The organism is Mucilaginibacter sp. GW821-FHT07H05, from assembly GCF_059418485.1.
The window spans coordinates 207,172-225,545 of the sequence record NZ_JBWKPY010000009.1; the positions used below are offsets into that span (position 1 = coordinate 207,172).

Annotated in this window: 15 protein-coding genes; 13 read left to right on the forward strand and 2 right to left on the reverse strand. The window is 44.7% G+C overall.

Annotated features, from left to right (window positions below; genetic code table 11):
* Positions 1 to 51: 51 nt before the first annotated feature.
* Positions 52 to 1,197 (reverse strand): methionine aminotransferase, encoded by a 1,146-nt coding sequence (locus AC07M6_RS22875; RefSeq protein WP_494893521.1) that lies wholly within the window; start codon positions 1,195 to 1,197, stop codon positions 52 to 54.
* 308 nt (positions 1,198 to 1,505) lie between these two features.
* Here AC07M6_RS22875 and prfB point away from each other — a divergent pair.
* The 3 genes from prfB to AC07M6_RS22890 all read left to right on the forward strand — a co-directional run bounded on the left by prfB (position 1,506) and on the right by AC07M6_RS22890 (position 4,633).
* Positions 1,506 to 2,595 (forward strand): peptide chain release factor 2 gene (gene prfB, locus AC07M6_RS22880; protein WP_494893523.1). Its coding sequence is split into 2 segments (ribosomal slippage): positions 1,506 to 1,565 and positions 1,567 to 2,595, totalling 1,089 coding nucleotides; the frame shifts between segments, so codons are not numbered across the junction.
* A gap of 225 nt (positions 2,596 to 2,820) precedes the next feature.
* A complete protein-coding gene (locus tag AC07M6_RS22885) occupies positions 2,821 to 3,717 on the forward strand; it encodes an alpha/beta hydrolase (RefSeq protein ID WP_494893525.1) in 897 nt (298 codons plus the stop codon).
* 16 nt (positions 3,718 to 3,733) lie between these two features.
* Positions 3,734 to 4,633 (forward strand): alpha/beta hydrolase, encoded by a 900-nt coding sequence (locus tag AC07M6_RS22890; protein WP_494893527.1) that lies wholly within the window; start codon positions 3,734 to 3,736, stop codon positions 4,631 to 4,633.
* Between the two features lie 318 nt (positions 4,634 to 4,951).
* On the opposite strand, the gene AC07M6_RS22895 is transcribed toward AC07M6_RS22890, so the two are convergent.
* Positions 4,952 to 5,575, reverse strand: coding sequence for a LysE family transporter (locus AC07M6_RS22895; RefSeq protein ID WP_494893529.1), 624 nt, complete (start codon positions 5,573 to 5,575; stop codon positions 4,952 to 4,954).
* Positions 5,576 to 5,672: 97 nt separating this feature from the next.
* Here AC07M6_RS22895 and AC07M6_RS22900 point away from each other — a divergent pair, with 97 nt between their 5' ends.
* The 10 genes from AC07M6_RS22900 (at position 5,673) to AC07M6_RS22945 (ending at position 18,374) form a co-directional block, all read left to right on the forward strand.
* Entirely contained in the window at positions 5,673 to 6,599 is a 927-nt protein-coding gene (locus tag AC07M6_RS22900; protein ID WP_494893531.1) for a BtuF-related (seleno)protein, read from the forward strand.
* 309 nt (positions 6,600 to 6,908) lie between these two features.
* Complete coding sequence (locus AC07M6_RS22905) at positions 6,909 to 8,129, forward strand: sensor histidine kinase (protein ID WP_494893533.1); 1,221 nt, start codon at positions 6,909 to 6,911, stop codon at positions 8,127 to 8,129.
* Positions 8,129 to 8,878 (forward strand): LytR/AlgR family response regulator transcription factor, encoded by a 750-nt coding sequence (locus AC07M6_RS22910; RefSeq protein WP_494893535.1) that lies wholly within the window; start codon positions 8,129 to 8,131, stop codon positions 8,876 to 8,878. The genes AC07M6_RS22905 and AC07M6_RS22910 overlap by 1 nt, the downstream gene beginning before the upstream one ends.
* Positions 8,879 to 8,908: 30 nt before the next feature.
* Positions 8,909 to 9,835 (forward strand): hypothetical protein, encoded by a 927-nt coding sequence (locus AC07M6_RS22915; RefSeq protein WP_494893537.1) that lies wholly within the window; start codon positions 8,909 to 8,911, stop codon positions 9,833 to 9,835.
* Between the two features lie 87 nt (positions 9,836 to 9,922).
* Entirely contained in the window at positions 9,923 to 12,748 is a 2,826-nt protein-coding gene (locus tag AC07M6_RS22920) for an outer membrane beta-barrel protein (protein ID WP_494893539.1), read from the forward strand.
* A 253-nt stretch (positions 12,749 to 13,001) separates the two neighbouring features.
* Positions 13,002 to 13,787 (forward strand): ROK family protein, encoded by a 786-nt coding sequence (locus AC07M6_RS22925; protein WP_494893541.1) that lies wholly within the window; start codon positions 13,002 to 13,004, stop codon positions 13,785 to 13,787.
* A gap of 2 nt (positions 13,788 to 13,789) precedes the next feature.
* The gene (tkt, locus tag AC07M6_RS22930; RefSeq protein ID WP_494893543.1) at positions 13,790 to 15,793 is read left to right on the forward strand and encodes a transketolase; all 2,004 of its coding nucleotides are present in this window, start codon (positions 13,790 to 13,792) and stop codon (positions 15,791 to 15,793) included.
* Between the two features lie 104 nt (positions 15,794 to 15,897).
* On the forward strand, positions 15,898 to 16,593 hold the full coding sequence (gene rpiA, locus AC07M6_RS22935) for a ribose 5-phosphate isomerase A (protein ID WP_494893545.1): 696 nt from the start codon (positions 15,898 to 15,900) through the stop codon (positions 16,591 to 16,593).
* 59 nt (positions 16,594 to 16,652) lie between these two features.
* Positions 16,653 to 17,744, forward strand: coding sequence for a transaldolase (tal, locus tag AC07M6_RS22940; protein WP_494893546.1), 1,092 nt, complete (start codon positions 16,653 to 16,655; stop codon positions 17,742 to 17,744).
* 6 nt (positions 17,745 to 17,750) lie between these two features.
* A complete protein-coding gene (locus AC07M6_RS22945) occupies positions 17,751 to 18,374 on the forward strand; it encodes an HAD family hydrolase (RefSeq protein WP_494893547.1) in 624 nt (207 codons plus the stop codon).

The following is an 18,374-nucleotide window of genomic DNA, read 5'->3' on the forward strand; positions in this document are numbered from 1 at the left end:
GCTAATATTTAGGCTCGGCCCGCATTTCTACGATAAAACCTTCGTATTTGTTCAAATTCTTATTAAACCTTCAACGGCTTTATCCAGCGTTTCTTGCCTTTTGGCAAAACAAAAACGCAAAATATGGTGGTCTGTCCCCTTGCTGTAAAAGGCCGAAACCGGTATAGATGCCACCCCAAATTCCCTGGTTATACGTATGGCCAAATCTGTATCCTTCTCATCTGTAAGGCCCTGGTAGCTTACGCATTGAAAGTATGATCCCTGGCAGGGCAGCAGTTTAAATTTAGTTTGTGCCAGGCCGTTTCTGAAATGGTCGCGCTTTTGCTGAAAAAAAGAAGCCAGGCCCAAATAAACATTTTCATCCTTTAAATATTCGGCAATCCCGGTTTGCATGGGCGTGTTTACACTGAAAACTAAAAACTGGTGCACCTTCCTGAATTCCTGCATCAGGTTGGCCGGGGCCAGGCAATAACCTATCTTCCAGCCTGTGCTATGGAACAGCTTACCGAACGATACGGCAATAAAACTGCGTTCGCGTAATTCGGGATAGCGGGCCATACTGTGATGCTGTTGCCCGTCGTATACCAAATGCTCATACACCTCATCGCTGAGTATAAAAATGTCCTGGCCTTTTACTATGGCTATCAGTTCGTCAATATCGGTTTTGCTTAAGATGGTACCGCTTGGGTTTTGCGGCGAATTAAGGATGATCATTTTTGTTTTACTGGTGATCAGCCGCTTCACCATATCCCAGGGGATGCGGTAATCGGGCGGTTCCAGCTCCAGCGATTTAACAATGCCGCCCATCAGCTTAATAGCCGGGGCGTAACTGTCATAAGCAGGCTCGAAAATAATTACCTCATCATTAGGATGGATCACCGCGCTGATGGCTGTAAAAATAGCCTGGGTGCCGCCGGCGGTTACAGTTACTTCGGTATCGGGATGATAGTTGGCGGCGTAAAGCTTTTCGGTTTTTATGCTGATCTGTTCGCGCAGGCTCATTAGCCCGGCCATGGGCGCGTACTGGTTTTTGCCATCCTTCATGGCTTTACTTACCAGTTTAACCAGTTGGGGCGGGCAATCAAAATCGGGGAACCCCTGCGAAAGGTTAATAGCCCCCGTCTCGGCCGCCAATGCCGACATTACCGTAAAAATGGTAGTGCCCGTTTGTGGTAGTTTAGAATTTATAGGTATCATGGGAGGTCTAAATTAAGGATTTTTCTTTTATGATGGGTTGGTGAAGTGGAATTGGATGCATATGGCGTTTGCAGGTGGCATTGTTTATTCGGCACAGCAAATCAGTTGCGGGCCTCCCGGAAAGCGGATGTGTTCATCAGGTTATTTTAGGGTTAACACGAAAAAAAGCTAAATAATTGACTCTCAGTAAATTAAATCGAAAAACCCCTGAATTGTGTTAAGTTGTGTTAACCCAATATTTGGTTCAAAGCTGTGCTGTACCATCAGCACATTTGCATATCTGCACATCCGCGACCTATATTTGCCGTATGACTAAAGAACAAGTTCAGGATTTAAGGGATAGAGCAGTTTCCCTGAGGAGGCATCTTTGACATCGATAAAAAGCTCGAATTGCTTGCCGCAGAACAAGAAGTAACCATTGGTCCCCATTTTTGGGACCACCCCAAGGAGGCCGAAAAGGTGCTGGCTTCCATCAAAACCAAAAAAGTTTGGACTGATCAATATCAAAAGCTCCTATCCGTATTGGATGATACGGCCGTTATGTTCGAATTTTTCCAGAGTGGCGATGCCACCGAGGCCGAAATGAAAGAACAGTACGAGCTGGCTATTAAAGCTACCGAAGACCTGGAGTTTAAAAATATGCTATCCGGCGAAACCGACCAGCTAAACGCCGTATTACAAATTACTGCCGGCGCCGGTGGTACTGAAAGCTGCGACTGGGCCAGTATGCTGATGCGCATGTATATGATGTGGGGCGAACGCAATGGCTGTAAAATAACCGAACAGGATTACCAGGAGGGCGATGTAGCCGGTATTAAGACCGTCACCCTGCAATTTGAGGGCGAGTTTGCCTACGGGTACCTGAAAGGCGAAAATGGCGTACACCGCCTGGTAAGGGTATCACCGTTTGATAGTAATGCCAAGCGCCACACCTCTTTCGCATCGGTTTATGTTTATCCGCTGGTAGATGATACCATCGAGATAGAGATTAACCCGGCCGATGTGGAGTTTGAAACATTCCGGTCGGGCGGTGCAGGCGGGCAAAACGTAAACAAGGTGGAAACCGCTGTGCGTTTATATCACAAGCCATCGGGTATCATTATCAAAAACCAGGAATCGCGCTCGCAATTACAAAATAAGGATAACGCCATGCGTTTACTGAAATCGCAATTGTACGAAATTGAAATGCGCAAGCGCCAGGAAACATCCAACGCTATTGAAGGCAATAAAAAGAAGATAGAGTGGGGCAGTCAGATCCGCAATTATGTACTGCACCCTTACAAACTGGTGAAGGACCTGCGTACCGATTATGAAACATCAAACGCCCAGGGCGTGCTGGATGGGGAGATAGACGATTTCCTGAAAGCCTACCTGATGGAATTTGGCGGAGGGAAGTAAAGAATTCGGTTTGATTATTTAACCACAAAGGGCACAAAGAGGGCCTCACCTAAATCCTCTCCAAAGGAGAGGACTTAAGAAGCACATTTTAGAACCCTCTCCACTGGAGAGGGCAGGGTGAGGCTCTCCGTGTACTTTGTGGTTTTTCTCTTTGTGGCCTTTGTGGTTAAAATCTACGGCAAATGCATTTTTTTATTACTTTAGTCGGTATAAACCCATTATACCATGAAGAAGTTATTATTGCCCCTGATGCTGTTTTTGTCAATCAGTGTATTTGCCCAGGAAAAGGAAATCAAACTATACCCAAACGGTGTACCCAACAGCAAACCTGCACCAGCCGATTATGTAGAGGATGATGCCAATAACCATGCTAAACTGGTTACCGACCCTGCCATTACCCCTTACCTGCCCGAAAAAGGTAAAGCTACCGGTACCGCCGTGGTGATCTGTCCGGGTGGCGGCTATTCGGGTTTATCTATGCTGAACGAGGGGTGGTCGATAGCTAAAAAGTTTAACGAGATTGGTGTTATCGCCTTTGTTTTGAAATACCGTTTGCCAAGCGATAAAATAATGCTGGATAAAACCATCGGCCCATTGCAGGATGCACAGCGGGCTATCCAGATCATTCGTGAGCGCTCGGCAGAATGGGGTATTAATCCCGCTAAAGTGGGTATCATCGGCTTTTCGGCTGGCGGCCACCTGGCTTCAACCACCGAAACACATTTTGATAAAGTAGCTATCGAAAACCCTAAGAATACCAGCGTACGCCCTGATTTTGCATTGCTGTTATATCCTGTAATTACATTTGGGCAATTGGCGCACCGTGGTTCGCAGGTTAACCTGACCGGCAAGGATGCCAGCCCGGCGCTGATAGACCTGTACAGTAACGAGAAACAGGTAACGCCAAATACCCCGCCAACCTTTATTGTACATGCCGAAGATGATAAAACCGTACCGGTTGAAAATAGCCTGATGTTTTACGAAGCGCTGTTAAAAAACAAAGTAAAAGCCGAAATGCACCTGTACCAGGCCGGCGGCCATGGTTTTGGATTGAACAACAAAACCACAACCGACCAATGGTTTGAGCGTTGCGCTAACTTTTTAAAGCAAAACGGTTTTTAATTGAATTATCATCATCATGAAAAAACGATTAGCGGCCATAATGATATTAACGCCTGCATTGATGTTTGCCCAGGAAAAAGCCATACCACTATACCCTAAAGGTGTTCCCAACAGCAAAAAGGTGCCGGCCGGTTATGCGGAGAAAACCGAGAATGACCGCACCGAAAAAGTAACCGACCCAACCATAACACCTTATTTCCCTGAAAAGGGTAAGGCTAATGGCACGGCGGTAATTATTTGTCCGGGTGGGGGCTATGCACGCCTGGCCATGGCGCACGAGGGCTGGGATGTAGCCAAAAAATTTAATGAGATAGGCGTAACGGCCTTCGTGCTAAAATACCGCCTGCCCAGCGACTTGATTATGCTTGATAAAACCATTGGCCCCCTGCAGGACGGGCAACGCGCGTTGCAAATAGTGCGCGAGCGTGCTGCCAAATGGGGCATTAACCCGGCTAAGGTGGGTATGATCGGTTTTTCGGCCGGTGGGCATTTGGCTGCTACTGCAGGTACGCATTTTACGAAAGCCGTGATAGAGAATCATAACAATATCAGCCTGCGGCCCGATTTTATGCTGCTGCTATACCCGGTTATCACCTTAGGCGATTTGGCCCACAGTGGATCAAGAAGCAATTTGCTGGGCAGTGCGCCATCGCCGGAAATGGTTGATTTGTACAGCAACGAGAAACAGGTAACCGCTGATACCCCGCCAACCTTTATTGTACAAGCCGAAGACGACAGGGGCGTACCTGTTGAAAACAATGCCCTGCCATTTTACAAAGCATTAGTGAATAATAAGGTAAAAGCCGAAATGCATCTGTACCAGGCCGGCGGCCACGGCTTCGGGTTAAATAATAAAACTACTCCCGACCAATGGTTTGACCGCTGCGCTAACTTTTTAAAGCAAAACGGTTTTTAATCCACAAAAGCTTGTCATTGCGAGGAGCATGCGGTGAATTGCGGGGAGGGGCGACGTGGCAATCTCGTAGCCTGAAGAGCAAACTACGAGATTGCCACGCTACGCTCGCAATGACAAACATCTCTACTTAGTGCTTAAAAAACACCCATACTGGCTTCAGTCTGCGACTGAAGCTTGCGGATGGAAGCAAGTCTGTGACTTGTTTAATTTAATGCCTGCCTGAAGTCGCAGACTTCATTTATCCATAGGCTTCAGTCTGTGACTGAAGCCAGAATAGGGTGCGATTGCTTCGTGCCTCGCAATGACAAGCTTCTCTACTTAGTGCTTAAAAAATACCAGGTATAGCTCCTTAACAATATGATAAGCCGCGAAACTGAAAAACAGGATAGCGATACTGGTATTGATAATCGAAGTACTTAACTCAAACCGGTTTTGTATATACCGGGCAAACTTCCCGTAAATAAACAGGCACAAAAAGGCACCCATGGCCGAACCCAGGCTAAAAATAGTTAATGCTAAATATCCGCTGATGATCCATTCGTGTGTGATCAGGTAGGTGCCTGCAATCATCCAAAATGGCACCTGCATGGGATTGATAAAACCAAGCAATATCCCGTATTTAATACTATCGTGTTGCGAGTAATCGGGCTTTGGCGGCTTATTGCGATGTAGCCAGGTAATAGTACCCAATGTGCCGAACAGGGCTATCATCACCCAATCTATCACTATATCCAAATGCACCTGTGCTGATAACCATTTGGCCGCGTTCATTATAAAAAAGGTGAAAAAGAACTCTACACTGGCAAAGGCGATGATAAACTGCATCGCCTGTTTCATGCCCCGGTTAATGGCAATTTGTACCAGCGTTAAATTAATATTGCCGGGAGGGACGTAACCAATAAAATTAACAATGAGGCCGAGGAAAAAGGTAAGGAATATCATTGCTCAAAAATAACCGGCTTTTTTAGTTCCGCATATTATATTTCGGTTAAAAAGTGAATTTAACGTTATTTGCACCGGATTTTATAAAACAGAATTAATGCCCGGGCAAAAAATCATATCGTTACTACCAGCCGCTACCGAAATGGTGTGCGCCCTGGGTTTGCAGGATAACCTGGTGGGCCGGTCGCACGAGTGCGATTATCCTGAAGAGGTAAAGCAATTGCCCGTATGCTCGGAGGCTAACTTTGAGGATGGACTAAGCAGCCAGGAAATAGATAATAAGGTAAAGGAAATATTAGCCGATGTCCTATCGGTTTATACCGTAAAGCGGGAGGTGATCAAAGCGCTTGCCCCCGATGTGGTGATCACCCAGGCCCAGTGCGAGGTTTGTGCCGTATCGCTGCAGGAGGTAGAGCAGGCGCTGGATAATTACCTGGATAAGGAAACCCGCATCATCTCGCTGCAACCTAATAATCTGACAGATATTTTCAATGATATTACCGCTGTTGCGGATGCTTTGGGCGTGCCGGAAGCGGGCGCAGATTTACTGGAACGCCTGCACGAGCGTGTAGATATCATTAAACATAAATTGAAGTTTATAGAGAATAAACCTACGGTTGCCTGTGTAGAATGGCTGCAACCGCTGATGATATCGGGCAATTGGGTGCCTGAGTTGGTTGAGATAGCCGGAGGGATCCCCATCCTGGCATCAAACGGAAAACATTCGCCATACGTAAAGTGGGAAGATATCCAAACCTCCGACCCTGATATCATCGTCCTGATGCCATGTGGCTTTGGTATGGACCGAACGCTGAAAGAGGTGAATATCCTGTTAGAGCAACCCGGTTTTGCCGACCTGAAAGCCGTAAAAAGCAACCGCCTGTACATTACCGATGGTAACCAATACTTCAACCGCCCCGGTCCAAGGATAGTGGATTCTATAGAGATCCTGGCCGAGATCATTAACCCCAAACAATTTATTTTTGGCTATGAGGGGGATGGGTGGATGAAATTCGGCGTGTAACGGTAATTTAACCACAAAGATCACAAAGGGAGAATGCACAAAGAGCACAAAGCTTTAATGGTGGCTAATAGAAAAAAGTCCTTTATATATTTTTGTTGCATATAGTTACTTTGAAAAACTTAGTGCTCTTTGTGCTAACCGGTTTGCAATTTCTTTGCGTCCTTTGTGGTTAAATCGCAGCAATGGTTCTACAATCACACCTAATCCTCAATTTATTTCATCGCAAAATTCGCCCCTTTCGTCTTTTTATATGGTGGTTTTGTCTCATATATTCAATGAGTATCCCCTTAACTTATACTTTTATACTTAATGGCATTCAAAAAAATATTCTCGAGCAAGTATTTGCAGCCCGCAATACACATATTGCTTTGGGGGCTTATCATCGCATCGCCCTATCTTTTCCGTAACCCAAATACATGGAAAGGCTTTAGCACCTGGCACTATCGCACCATGATTAACAACGCGTTTTACGCGGGGATCTTTTACCTTAATGCTTATTATCTGTACCCGGTATTATACAAACGCCGCAAACAGCTGTGGTTGTATATCCTGTCGCTGGTAGTGCTTGTTGTATCCATCTTATTTTTATTAAGGCAAATTGATAATGTGCTGTTCCCGCCTCAGGATAGGGCGAAAGTTATGATAGTTATAGGCCAGAAAGTGGGAGAAGGAATGCACATAGATAGTCAACGTGTAAATGGTAAATCACCCAATGGCAGGCATTTTGAAGGTGGGCGTATGGAAAGGCGCAGGTTTGGCCCGGATGGCCCAGGCGGCCCGCGCGGAGGTGGTTTCGGTTTCGAACGCCGTGGATGGGACCGTTTTGTATTCTGGTATATTTCCAATATGATCACGTATATCTTTGTTATAGGTATCAGTATCAGCTACCGCATCATTCGTGATAACGCCAGGCAGGAAAAGATCAGGAAGGAAAAAGAAAACGAGAACCTGAAAACCGAGTTGAGTTTCCTGCGTTCGCAGGTTAGTCCGCATTTTATTTTCAACATACTGAACAATATGGTATCGCTTGCCCGTAAAAAATCGGACATGCTGGAACCGTCGCTCATAGAGCTTTCAAAACTAATGCGTTACATGCTTTATGAAAATGATGATGAGCGTGTTTCGCTGGCCCGCGAGGTTGAATATCTAAAAAGTTACATCGCTTTACAGCTATTACGCTTTGGCGACGATGTAACAATTATGTTCAACCCTCCTGAAAATATAAATGCTTACTATATTGAGCCTATGTTACTGGCGCCCTTTGTAGAGAATGCATTTAAGCATGGCGTAGGGATGGTAGAAGACCCGCAGATTAACATCACTTTAAGCGTTGACGATGCCACCGGCTGGTTAGATTTTAAGGTGATGAACACCGTGGCGCCGCAACAGCATACCAAAGATAAAAGCTCGGGCATTGGCTTGGTCAATGTACGCCGGCGACTTGAATTATTATACAAAGAAGATTACACGCTCGACATTATGCAAAACGATAATGTGTTTATTGCGAGCCTTAAAATTAAACTTAAGTAATGATACGCTGTCTATTGGTTGACGACGAAAAACTGGCGCTTGAGCTGATGGAAGATAACGTAATGAAAGTTCCGTATCTGAAATTGCAGGGTAAGTGCAAAAACGCTATGGAAGCCATGGAGTTTTTGCGCCGCGAGCCGGTTGATCTCATCTTCCTGGATATACAGATGCCGGGTATATCGGGCATACAGTTTTTAAACAGCTTAACAAAGCCACCCATGGTAATTATGGTTACCGCTTATGATAATTACGCGCTGGAGGGGTTTAATTTGGATGTGGTAGATTATATACTGAAACCGTTCTCGTTCGAACGGTTTTTGAAAGCGGTAAATAAAGCGTCGGAACTGATTAACCTGCGGCAGAATAAAGATAATATGCAGCAGCCCACAGCGCCTGTAAAGGCAGCAACAGGCGAACCTGATTTTATTTTTGTAAATGCCGACTATTCGGTAGTGCGGATAAACATACCTGAGGTATTATATGTTGAAGGTTTAAAGGATTATGTAAAAATATACCTGGCCGGTGCAACAAAGCCGGTAATTACCCGTCTAAGTATGCGGTTTATGGAAGATAAACTGCCGGGCGATGGCTTTGCCAGGGTGCATAAATCTTTTATTGTAGCGCTGGATAAGATCACCGCTTTTAAAAAGAACCGCTTAATGCTGGGCGAAACGGAGATACCGGTAAGCGATAATTATAAAGACAAAATATTGGCTTATATAGGCCATCATGAAAATGATAACAATTGAAAATACCCTTTTTAACCAAATTATATAGTAATGAGTATCAACGCTAAAACATTAATTAAAACCAGCCTTAGTATATGCTTAGGCATGGGTTTATTAGCTGCAAAGGCGCAAAGTGTGCAGGAAAGCGGCGTATGGGCACCTGTAAATGTTAAAACCGATGGCAAACTGACGGAGTGGAACAATACATTGGAAGCCACTAACAAAACGGTTGATTTTAGCTACACCATGGCTAATGATGATAAAAAGTTTTACATCTCTATCAAATCGCCAAACCAGCAAACCACCAGCAAAATACTGGCCGGTGGTATCGATTTTACTTTTAATACCGAAGGCAAAAAGAAAGAGAAGGATGCCTTTGTAATTACCTTCCCGTTGGTGAACCGTGCCGCTATGCGCGGGCAGAGAGGGCAGCGTGGCCAGGGTGGCGGCTTTGGGCAGCCCGGGGGGCCGCCTGATACCGCAGCTATAGCTGCAATGCGTAAATCGGCTATTGAAGCGATAAAGGAAATTAAACTGAAAGGTTTTAAAGAAATACCGGATAGTGTGATATCTATTTATAACGAATATGGTATAAAAGCAGCTGCTGCTTACGATAGCAACGGTAGTTTTATATGCGAGCTGGCCATACCATTTGAGCAACTGGGCATATCGCTTGATAAAACTAAAGAAATAGCCTACAACTTTAAAGTGAACGGGATACAATTTAACCGTCGTGAGGAGAACGGTGCCGATCGTGGAGGCGAAGGCATTAACCGCGGTGGCGGAGCAGGCGGCTTTGGTGGTGGAGCTGGCGGTTTCGGCGGTGCTGGTGGCGGTGGTAACCGTGGCGGCGGCGGTGGTGGCAATCGTGGTGGCGGCGGTAACGGTGGCGGCAACCGTGGCGGTGGTAACTTTGATATGCAAAGCATGCTGAGCCCGACCGATTTTTGGGGCAAATACGTACTGGCCAAAAAATAATAATTAACTGATCGACAATTTTTAACCTAAAAGCCCTGTCTGTACAGACAGGTAGGGCACTTATTGCATATACTTTTAAACTTATTCATGATGAAACAATCCTTACTTATATTAATCACCTTTTTGTTTGCCGGTACCTTATACGCGCAGATACCTGCTTCAAACAACCGAAACCAGCTGCCGCCGCCCTTAACTTCAAGGCAGGTTAGCGGTATCGTAAAAGACTCTACCGATAATACCATACCTGGTGCAGTTATCCGGCTGGTATCGGCCCATGATACGTTAAGCACATCATCTAATGCCGATGGCATCTTCATTTTTAAAAATGTGAAAATGAATGTGTTTGTGCTTACGGTAACCAGCATAGGCTATCGCCCGTACGTAAAAAAATTCAGTATGAACGATGCTGTGCCCAGGCTTACGCTTGATCCGGTTGTGATGAAGGGTGAATCAACAAACCTTAAAGAGGTAGTTATTAACGGTACACCAAGTATTGTTTACAAGGTAGATACCGTTGAGTATCGCGCCAGCGATTACAAAGTACGCCCTAACGCCACTTTAGATGAACTGCTGAAAAAGATGGAAGGCATGGAAGTTGGTAACGATGGTAGTTTAACGCACCAGGGCCAGGCTGTTACCAAGGTAAAATTAAATGGTAAGGATTATGCCGGTGGCGATGTTGCCCAGGCCATCCAAAATTTACCGGCAGATATTATTGAAAAAGCTCAGGTAATAGACGACTATGGCGACCAGGCCGCGCGCAGCGGAATTAAAACCGGCGACCCTACAAAAACCCTGAACGTTACTACCAAGGCCGATAGATCGGTTGGTACAACCGGCCGTTTGGTTGGCCAGGCCGGTAATAACGATCAGTATAATGCCAACCTTTTTGTACAGCGTATTAACGCCAACCAGCAATTAGGACTTATAGGCAATTATAGAAGCGCAGTTACCGGTATTGGTAATTCGGGCATACGTGGCCAGGGTGGCGGCGGCGGCGCCAGTAGTCCGGGTAATGTAAAATCATTGCAGCCATTATCATTCAACTATCGCGACCAGTGGAGCCCGAAGATACAAGTGATTGGTAGCGCAACTTATAACTTTAATAATTTGAATACCAGTAGTCAAAATTATGGTACCCGTAATACTGTAGGCCCCAATTATTTTACTAATAACGGTACTACTCAAACCGATAGGAATGGCCGTAGCGGCAATTTTGAAATGGATTACCAGATTGATAGTTTAAACTATTTACAAATAACCCCAAGTTATCAATATTCAACTACCGAAACATCACGGACACAAAGCTCTGACAATATTTTAGATTACCCTACAGGTTTCTCGCATCAAACAGTTACAGGCACTACAACATCTAATACACCAAGTGCCTCTTACGGTCTGATCGCGCTATATAATCACCGGTTTAGGAAACCCCGCCGTAATTTTTCTGCACAATTAAGTTATAACCGTACGGAGAGCGAATCGAACGGCGAAACCATCAGCCAGACAAATAACTATGCAGATGCTACAACAAATAATTTGATAAAATCCAACCCGGCGCATCTAATAACCGATAAAAACAATAATAGTGATGCCTTTCGCGCGAGTATGACCTATTCAGAACCTTTGGGTAAACTATCGCAATTGGAGTTTAACGGACAGATACAGCGCAACGCTCACGATACGAAAAATAAAACCGATTCTATACTTGTTGATAATACTGTAAAGTCGACTAACCTGAATTTTAACTATGTAACAACCGAAACCAACCTGAACTTTAACTATCGTTACAATGGTTCAAAAGTTACCCTTTCATTAGGTACAACTTTAAAACCTTACAGTATCGATGGTACTAAATTTGATAATAATGCCGGTGCAGATGCCCCGGTTTCAATAAGTAATTTCAGAGTGATCCCTTTATTCCGTTTTGCTTATGCCTGGTCGCGTACACAGCGATTTACCTTAACTTATCAGGGAAGTAACCTTGAACCGTCGTTTGATCAGTTGCAGCCATTTACCGATAAAACCGACCCTAATAACTACGTTGTAGGTAACCCTAATTTAAGGGCCGGCCTAAGCAACTCCATTAATGCCGGTTATAATAATTATTTCCCTAACTCAAGGTTCAATTTGTCATTCAACGCTAACGCGGCTTACAATCAGGACCAGGTAGTTAGTAACAGTACTGTGATTCCGGTGACAATTGCTGGCGGACAAAGTTATATCAACCAAATCAGTTATGTTAACTTAAGTGGTTCAAAATCGGTTGGTGGAAATTACAATATCTCAAAGCAACTGGCCGACAGAAGGTATAACCTTGCTTTAAATGGTAGCATCAGCTACGGTTACAACCTTGGTATGATCAGGGATCAGGTGTACCACCAAACAAGCTGGGAGTTTAATGAGCGTTTTGGCCCGCGTATCAACCCAACCGACAATGTGGAGGTTAACCCATTTATAGGTACCGATTTGCGCCGGACCTTTACCACATCTAACAACAATACATCAACCAAATCATTAACCAACTCATTGGGTTTAGATGGCCGTTTTTATTTCCTGAAAACTTTCCAGGTACATTACGATGCGCAAAAACAGTTTACAACACAAAAAACAAGTTCTAATGCTATCCCAACATTAAGCAACAGCCCGCTGTTAATTAATGCCGGCTTTCAAAAAGAGTTTGGTGCAAAACGCCAATTTACATTAACGTTTGATGTTTATGATATACTTCACCAGGCTAACCCGCTTACGCAAACAGTTACCGCTACAGGTGTCACCAATACCGTTACCAGTACCAAAAGCCGTTACTTCCTGGTAGGTTTCCGTTTAAACCTGCAAAAATGGAGCGGCAGGCCACAACGTAACGGCCGTGATATGCAACGCCGTGGCGATGGTAGCTTTATCTATAATTAGTAAGTTAGAGATTAGTTAATTAGAGATTAGGCTAATCAAACCATCAAATAAAAAGGGGCAGGATGTTTACATCCTGCCCCTTTTTATTTACCGTTCACCCGCTAATCTCTAATCACTGGTTAACTAATCACCATATCCCAAACAAGCATTACAATTCCATGTTAATATTATGATACTGAATTAATAATATTTACAACCGCAATGCTCATATTTGTTTAATCACATTTACATTTCAACCCCTTCATCTTAAAATATGAAAAAACACACCGGGCCATTAAAAGTACTCTCTATTGATATTGGCGGCTCGCATGTAAAAGCCACTATCCTGAATGCACAAGGCGAACTAACCATGGAATACGATAAGGAGGATACGCCCATGCCATCCACGCCCCAAAACATGCTGGATGCTATAAAAACCCTGGTGAAAAATTTCCCTGCTTACGATGTGATCTCAGTCGGTTTTCCCGGATATGTTAAAAATGGGGTAGTTATCACCGCCCCCAATCTGGGTAATAAGGCCTGGGGCGGGTTCGATTTGCAAAACAAATTGACCGAAGAATTTGGCAAACCCGCTAAAGTAGTTAACGATGCAGATATGGCTGGCTTAGGTGTAGCAAGCGGCAAGGGTTTTGAAATGGTGGTTACCCTGGGCACCGGCTTTGGTACCGCGTTTTTAATGGATGGCATTTTGCTGCCGCACATGGAGATATCGCACCACCCCATTGCAAAGGGACAGGACTATGACGAATATATTGGCGACAAAGCCATGGCCGAGATTGGCGATAAAAGCTGGAACAAGCGGATGCGTAAAGTTTTTAAAGTTTTAAAAACAGTATTTAATTACGACCATTTATATATAGGCGGTGGCAATGCCCGCCGGTTAAAATTTGAACTGGACACCAATATGAAATTGGTGACCAATACCGACGGCATAAAAGGGGGGGCAAGACTGTGGCAAAGCGGTAAGCTGGATGGTATTAACGCCATCATTGCGCCCGAAAATAAAAATGTTAAAACAAAACCTATAGTAGTAAAATAATTATGTCATCAGATAAAAACATCGAAACCTTAGGTATTGATACCGCGCGGATCTTAGCTGCCGATGCGGTACAAAAAGCAAATTCGGGGCACCCCGGCACACCAATGGCCTTAGCACCAATGGGCCATGTGTTATGGAAGGAGTTTTTAAACTACAACCCTAAAAACCCCGATTGGGCCAACCGCGATAGGTTTATCCTGTCGGCAGGGCATGCCTGTATGCTGCAATACAGCTTTTTATACCTTACAGGATATGATATTACGCTGGATGATATTAAAAATTTCCGGCAGATGAACAGCAAAACGGCCGGCCACCCCGAATATGGTTTGTGTCCAGGTATTGATGTTACTACCGGTCCGCTGGGGCAAGGATTTGCCAACGGCGTAGGCTTCGCAATTGCCCAAAAGCATTTGGCGGCAAGATATAACAAACCCGGTTTCCCGATATTTGATTATCATATTTATGCTATTTGCAGCGATGGTGATATGATGGAAGGCGTAACATCCGAAGCTGCCTCGCTGGCAGGGCATTTAGAGTTGGGTAACCTGATCTATTTGTACGATGATAACCATATCTCGATAGAGGGCAGCACCGATATTGCCTTTAACGAGGATGTAAGCAAGCGTTTTGAAGCCTACGGATGGCATGTGCAATTTGTGGATGATGTGAACGATATTCACGCTTTATCCTTAGCCATCACCAATGCCAAAGCCGAAAAGCAGAAACCGTCTATGATCCGCGTACGCTCGTTGATTGCTTATGGCAGTCCTAATAAATCGGGCACGGCTGGTTCGCACGGCGCGCCGCTGGGCGAAGAGGAAATGAAACTGGTGAAGAAATTCTTCGGTTTCGATCCGGATAAAAACTTCAACGTGCCTGCCGAAGTATTAAAATACTACCGCGAAATAGGCGAGGCCAAAGGCAAAAAAGAAGACGACTGGAACGAGCTGTTTGCCGAATACAAAGATAAATTTCCCGAACTGGCTGCCGAATACGAGCAGGCCGCCGCGGGTAAACTACCTAAAGGCTGGCTGGATAAATTGCCTGCCTTTGAACCATCCGACAAAAAGATGGCCACCCGCCAGGCATCGGGCAAGGTGCTGAATGCTATTGCCGAAAGCCTGCCGCACCTGATTGGCGGCGCTGCCGATCTGGCCCCGTCTACCGAAACTAACCTGAAAGAATTTGATTCTTTTACATCAGAGAACCGCGACGGCCGTAACTTTCATTTTGGCATCCGCGAGCATGCCATGGGTTCGGCTATGAATGGGATGGCCTTAACCAAAGGGGTTATCCCGTTTGGTGCTACGTTCCTGATGTTTTCTGAATATATGCGCCCGCCTATCCGTTTGGCAGCGATAATGAAGATCAACCCGATATTTGTGTACACGCATGATAGTATTGGCCTGGGCGAGGATGGTACCACCCATCAGCCTATCGAGCAACTGGCTTCGTTACGATCGATACCAAATATTACATTGATCCGCCCGGCTGACGCTAACGAGACCGCGCAAGCCTGGCGCGTTGCGCTTGAGCATAAAGGCGGCCCGGTAGTACTGGTATTTACCCGCCAGGGATTGCCTATTATTGATCAAAGCAAATATGGCAAAGCCACCGGACTGGAAAAAGGGGCTTATATTTTATCCGAAGCCAGCAAAAATTCTGACCTGATATTGATAGCTACCGGATCGGAAGTATCCCTGATCATGGACGCACAAGCCAGGCTGGAAGCCGATGGTATCTCTACCCGTGTGGTCAGCATGCCATCGTGGGAATTGTTTGAAAAACAGGATGCCGCTTATAAAGAGAAAGTATTCCCTAAAGCCAGCCGCAAACGTTTGGCGGTAGAAATGGCATCGCCTATGGGCTGGCATAAATACATAACCGACGAAGGCGATATACTGGGCATGACCACCTTTGGCGAATCGGCCCCGGCTGAGGACTTGTATAAGCACTTTGGCTTTACGGTTGATAATGTAGTTAAAAAAGCGAAAGCGTTATTATAGGATAGATTTGAGATGTTAGATATGAGATTTGAGAAAACCTGGCGTGTTACGCTTTTCATTTTCTAATCTCATATCTCAAATCTCACGTCTCATATCTAAAAAGAATGAGTTTAATCAGTAACCTGGAATGGCCGTCCGAGATCATTAATCGCAGCGGCAAAGAAAAGGTAGCGCGGGAAATTGCCGCTAAGGTGAAGGACGGCGATGTGCTGGGCGTAGGCTCAGGGTCGACGGTTTATGTGGCCTTGCTGGCCATTGCAGAAAAGATCAAAGCCGAAAAATTGAATGTGAAGGCTATCCCAACTTCGTTAGAGATCTCGATGTTTTGCAGTAAACTGGGGATTCCTTTAACTACTTTATTTGAGCATAAACCCGACTGGCTGTTTGACGGTGCCGACGAGGTTGACCCCGATAAAAGCCTGATAAAAGGCAGGGGCGGGGCCATGTTTAAAGAGAAATTATTGATGAGTTGCAGCCCAATAAATTATATTATAGTTGATGAATCAAAAATTGTGGATAAATTAGGCACGAATTTTCCGGTACCTATTGAAGTTTTCCCTCAGGCTTTGCCGCATGTGGAGGAACAATTAACGGTTATTGGTGCAAATAGTATTGTTTTAAGGCCTGCAAAGGGTAAAGACGGTCCTTGTATTACAGAGAATGGTAACTTAATATTAGACTGCCGTTTTACTCATATGCACCAAAATCTTGAAAAGGATATCAAAACGATAACGGGAGTAATTGAAAGCGGACTATTTATTGGGTATAACCTGGAAATATTAGTCGCGGCTAATCATTAATGTCGACTAAATACATCTGCAAAATAGAAATATACACAATAAAATAAAATAAGCATAACATGGCAACTAACAAAGTAAAGCAAATACACGATTTTGGTCAGAGCATCTGGCTGGATTTTATAGACCGTCAGATCATCTCAAGCGGAAAGTTGAAAAGCCTGATTGATGATGACGGGGTAAGGGGCGTTACTTCAAACCCGGCCATTTTTGAAAAAGCGATCAGCAGCAGCTCTGATTACGACCAGGATATTGCCGAATTGGCTAAAACTACTTCAACTAATGAGGAGCTGTTTTTTGAAGTTGCTATTAAAGATATCAGAAATGCCGCTAAACTTTTTGAGGGCGTTTATAATGAAGATGGTACAGACGGCTATGTAAGCCTGGAAGTATCGCCATTTTTGGCTTTAGATGCCGAAGGCACCGCCAAACAAGCCGAAGAACTTTGGAAAAAAGTAGACCGCAAAAACGTGATGATTAAAATCCCTGGTACTAAGCCAGGTTTACAAGCCATCCGTCAATCTATTGCTAAAGGCATCAACATCAACGTTACCCTGCTTTTCGGCCTGCCACGTTACGAGGAAGTGACCGAAGCTTATATCTCGGGCCTGGAAGATCATTTGGCCGCTGGTCACGATATTTCGCATATCTCGTCGGTAGCCAGCTTTTTCCTGAGCCGTATAGATGTATTGGTTGACCCATTACTGGACGAAAAAGGCCTGGGCGATTTGAAAGGCGAAGTAGCTATCGCATCTGCTAAAAAAGCTTACGAGATCTACAAACGCGTATTCAGTACCGACAGGTGGAAAGCATTGGCAGCCAAAGGCGCTCAACCACAGCGTTTGCTTTGGGCCAGTACCAGCAGCAAAAACCCTGCCTTTAAAGATACTAAATACGTAGAGGCATTAATAGGCCCGGATACTGTTGATACCGTTCCGTTGGAAACTATCGAGGCTTTCCGCGATCATGGTATTGTTGCCGATACCCTGGGCCTGGGCTTAGACCAGGCTACCGAAATTTTAGGCAAATTGAAAACTGCCGGTATCGATATCGATAAAATTACACAACAGCTGGAAGATGAAGGTATTGACAAATTTAATAAGCCTTTCGAGAAACTGCTGCAGGCTATAGAAGATCAAAAAACCAAAGTTTAACCAGCAATGCACAGCGACCGGATAAAGATCCTTTTTTTTGATGTGGGCGGTATTTTGCTCAGCAACGGCTGGGGGCACGAGTCGCGAAAACTGGCATCCGAAAAATTTAAACTGGATTATGCAGAGGTGAACGCCCTGCATAATTTCATATTTAACGTATACGAGATTGGCAGCATTACGCTGGATGAATACCTGGACACCGTAATATTTAACCAGGAGCGCGATTTTACCCGCGAAGATTTTAAAGTTTTTATATTTGAGCAGTCGGTTGAATTGCCCGATATGTTGCAATGGCTAAAAAAATGGAAAAAAGATTGCGGTTTCCGGGTTATCTCTATTAATAATGAAGGCAAGGAACTGAATGATTACCGGGTGAAAAAATTTGGTTTGCACGATTGTTTCGACGCGTTCATCTCATCGTGCGAAGTAAAAATACGCAAACCCGATCCGGGCATCTGGCAACTGGCTATGGGCATAGCCCAGGTATCACCCAAGCAATGTGTTTATTTTGACGACCGCCAGATGTTTGTCAGCACTGCCGAAAAACTGGGCATCCGCGCTTTTTTGCATACCGATTTTGAAACAACCAAACAGATATTAGAACAATTAAAAAAAGAAAACCTCAATTAA

Bases quoted from the DNA above. Each gene is read 5' to 3' on its own strand.
- AC07M6_RS22900 (WP_494893531.1), top strand. From the start codon at position 5,673: ATGCCCGGGCAAAAAATCATATCGTTACTACCAGCCGCTACCGAAATG.
- AC07M6_RS22925 (WP_494893541.1), top strand. From the start codon at position 13,002: ATGAAAAAACACACCGGGCCATTAAAAGTACTCTCTATTGATATTGGC.
- AC07M6_RS22915 (WP_494893537.1), top strand. From the start codon at position 8,909: ATGAGTATCAACGCTAAAACATTAATTAAAACCAGCCTTAGTATATGC.
- AC07M6_RS22885 (WP_494893525.1), top strand. From the start codon at position 2,821: ATGAAGAAGTTATTATTGCCCCTGATGCTGTTTTTGTCAATCAGTGTA.
- AC07M6_RS22875 (WP_494893521.1), bottom strand. From the start codon at position 1,197: ATGATACCTATAAATTCTAAACTACCACAAACGGGCACTACCATTTTT.
- AC07M6_RS22920 (WP_494893539.1), top strand. From the start codon at position 9,923: ATGATGAAACAATCCTTACTTATATTAATCACCTTTTTGTTTGCCGGT.
- AC07M6_RS22890 (WP_494893527.1), top strand. From the start codon at position 3,734: ATGAAAAAACGATTAGCGGCCATAATGATATTAACGCCTGCATTGATG.
- tal (WP_494893546.1), top strand. From the start codon at position 16,653: ATGGCAACTAACAAAGTAAAGCAAATACACGATTTTGGTCAGAGCATC.
- rpiA (WP_494893545.1), top strand. From the start codon at position 15,898: ATGAGTTTAATCAGTAACCTGGAATGGCCGTCCGAGATCATTAATCGC.
- AC07M6_RS22895 (WP_494893529.1), bottom strand. From the start codon at position 5,575: ATGATATTCCTTACCTTTTTCCTCGGCCTCATTGTTAATTTTATTGGT.
- AC07M6_RS22945 (WP_494893547.1), top strand. From the start codon at position 17,751: ATGCACAGCGACCGGATAAAGATCCTTTTTTTTGATGTGGGCGGTATT.
- AC07M6_RS22910 (WP_494893535.1), top strand. From the start codon at position 8,129: ATGATACGCTGTCTATTGGTTGACGACGAAAAACTGGCGCTTGAGCTG.
- tkt (WP_494893543.1), top strand. From the start codon at position 13,790: ATGTCATCAGATAAAAACATCGAAACCTTAGGTATTGATACCGCGCGG.
- AC07M6_RS22905 (WP_494893533.1), top strand. From the start codon at position 6,909: ATGGCATTCAAAAAAATATTCTCGAGCAAGTATTTGCAGCCCGCAATA.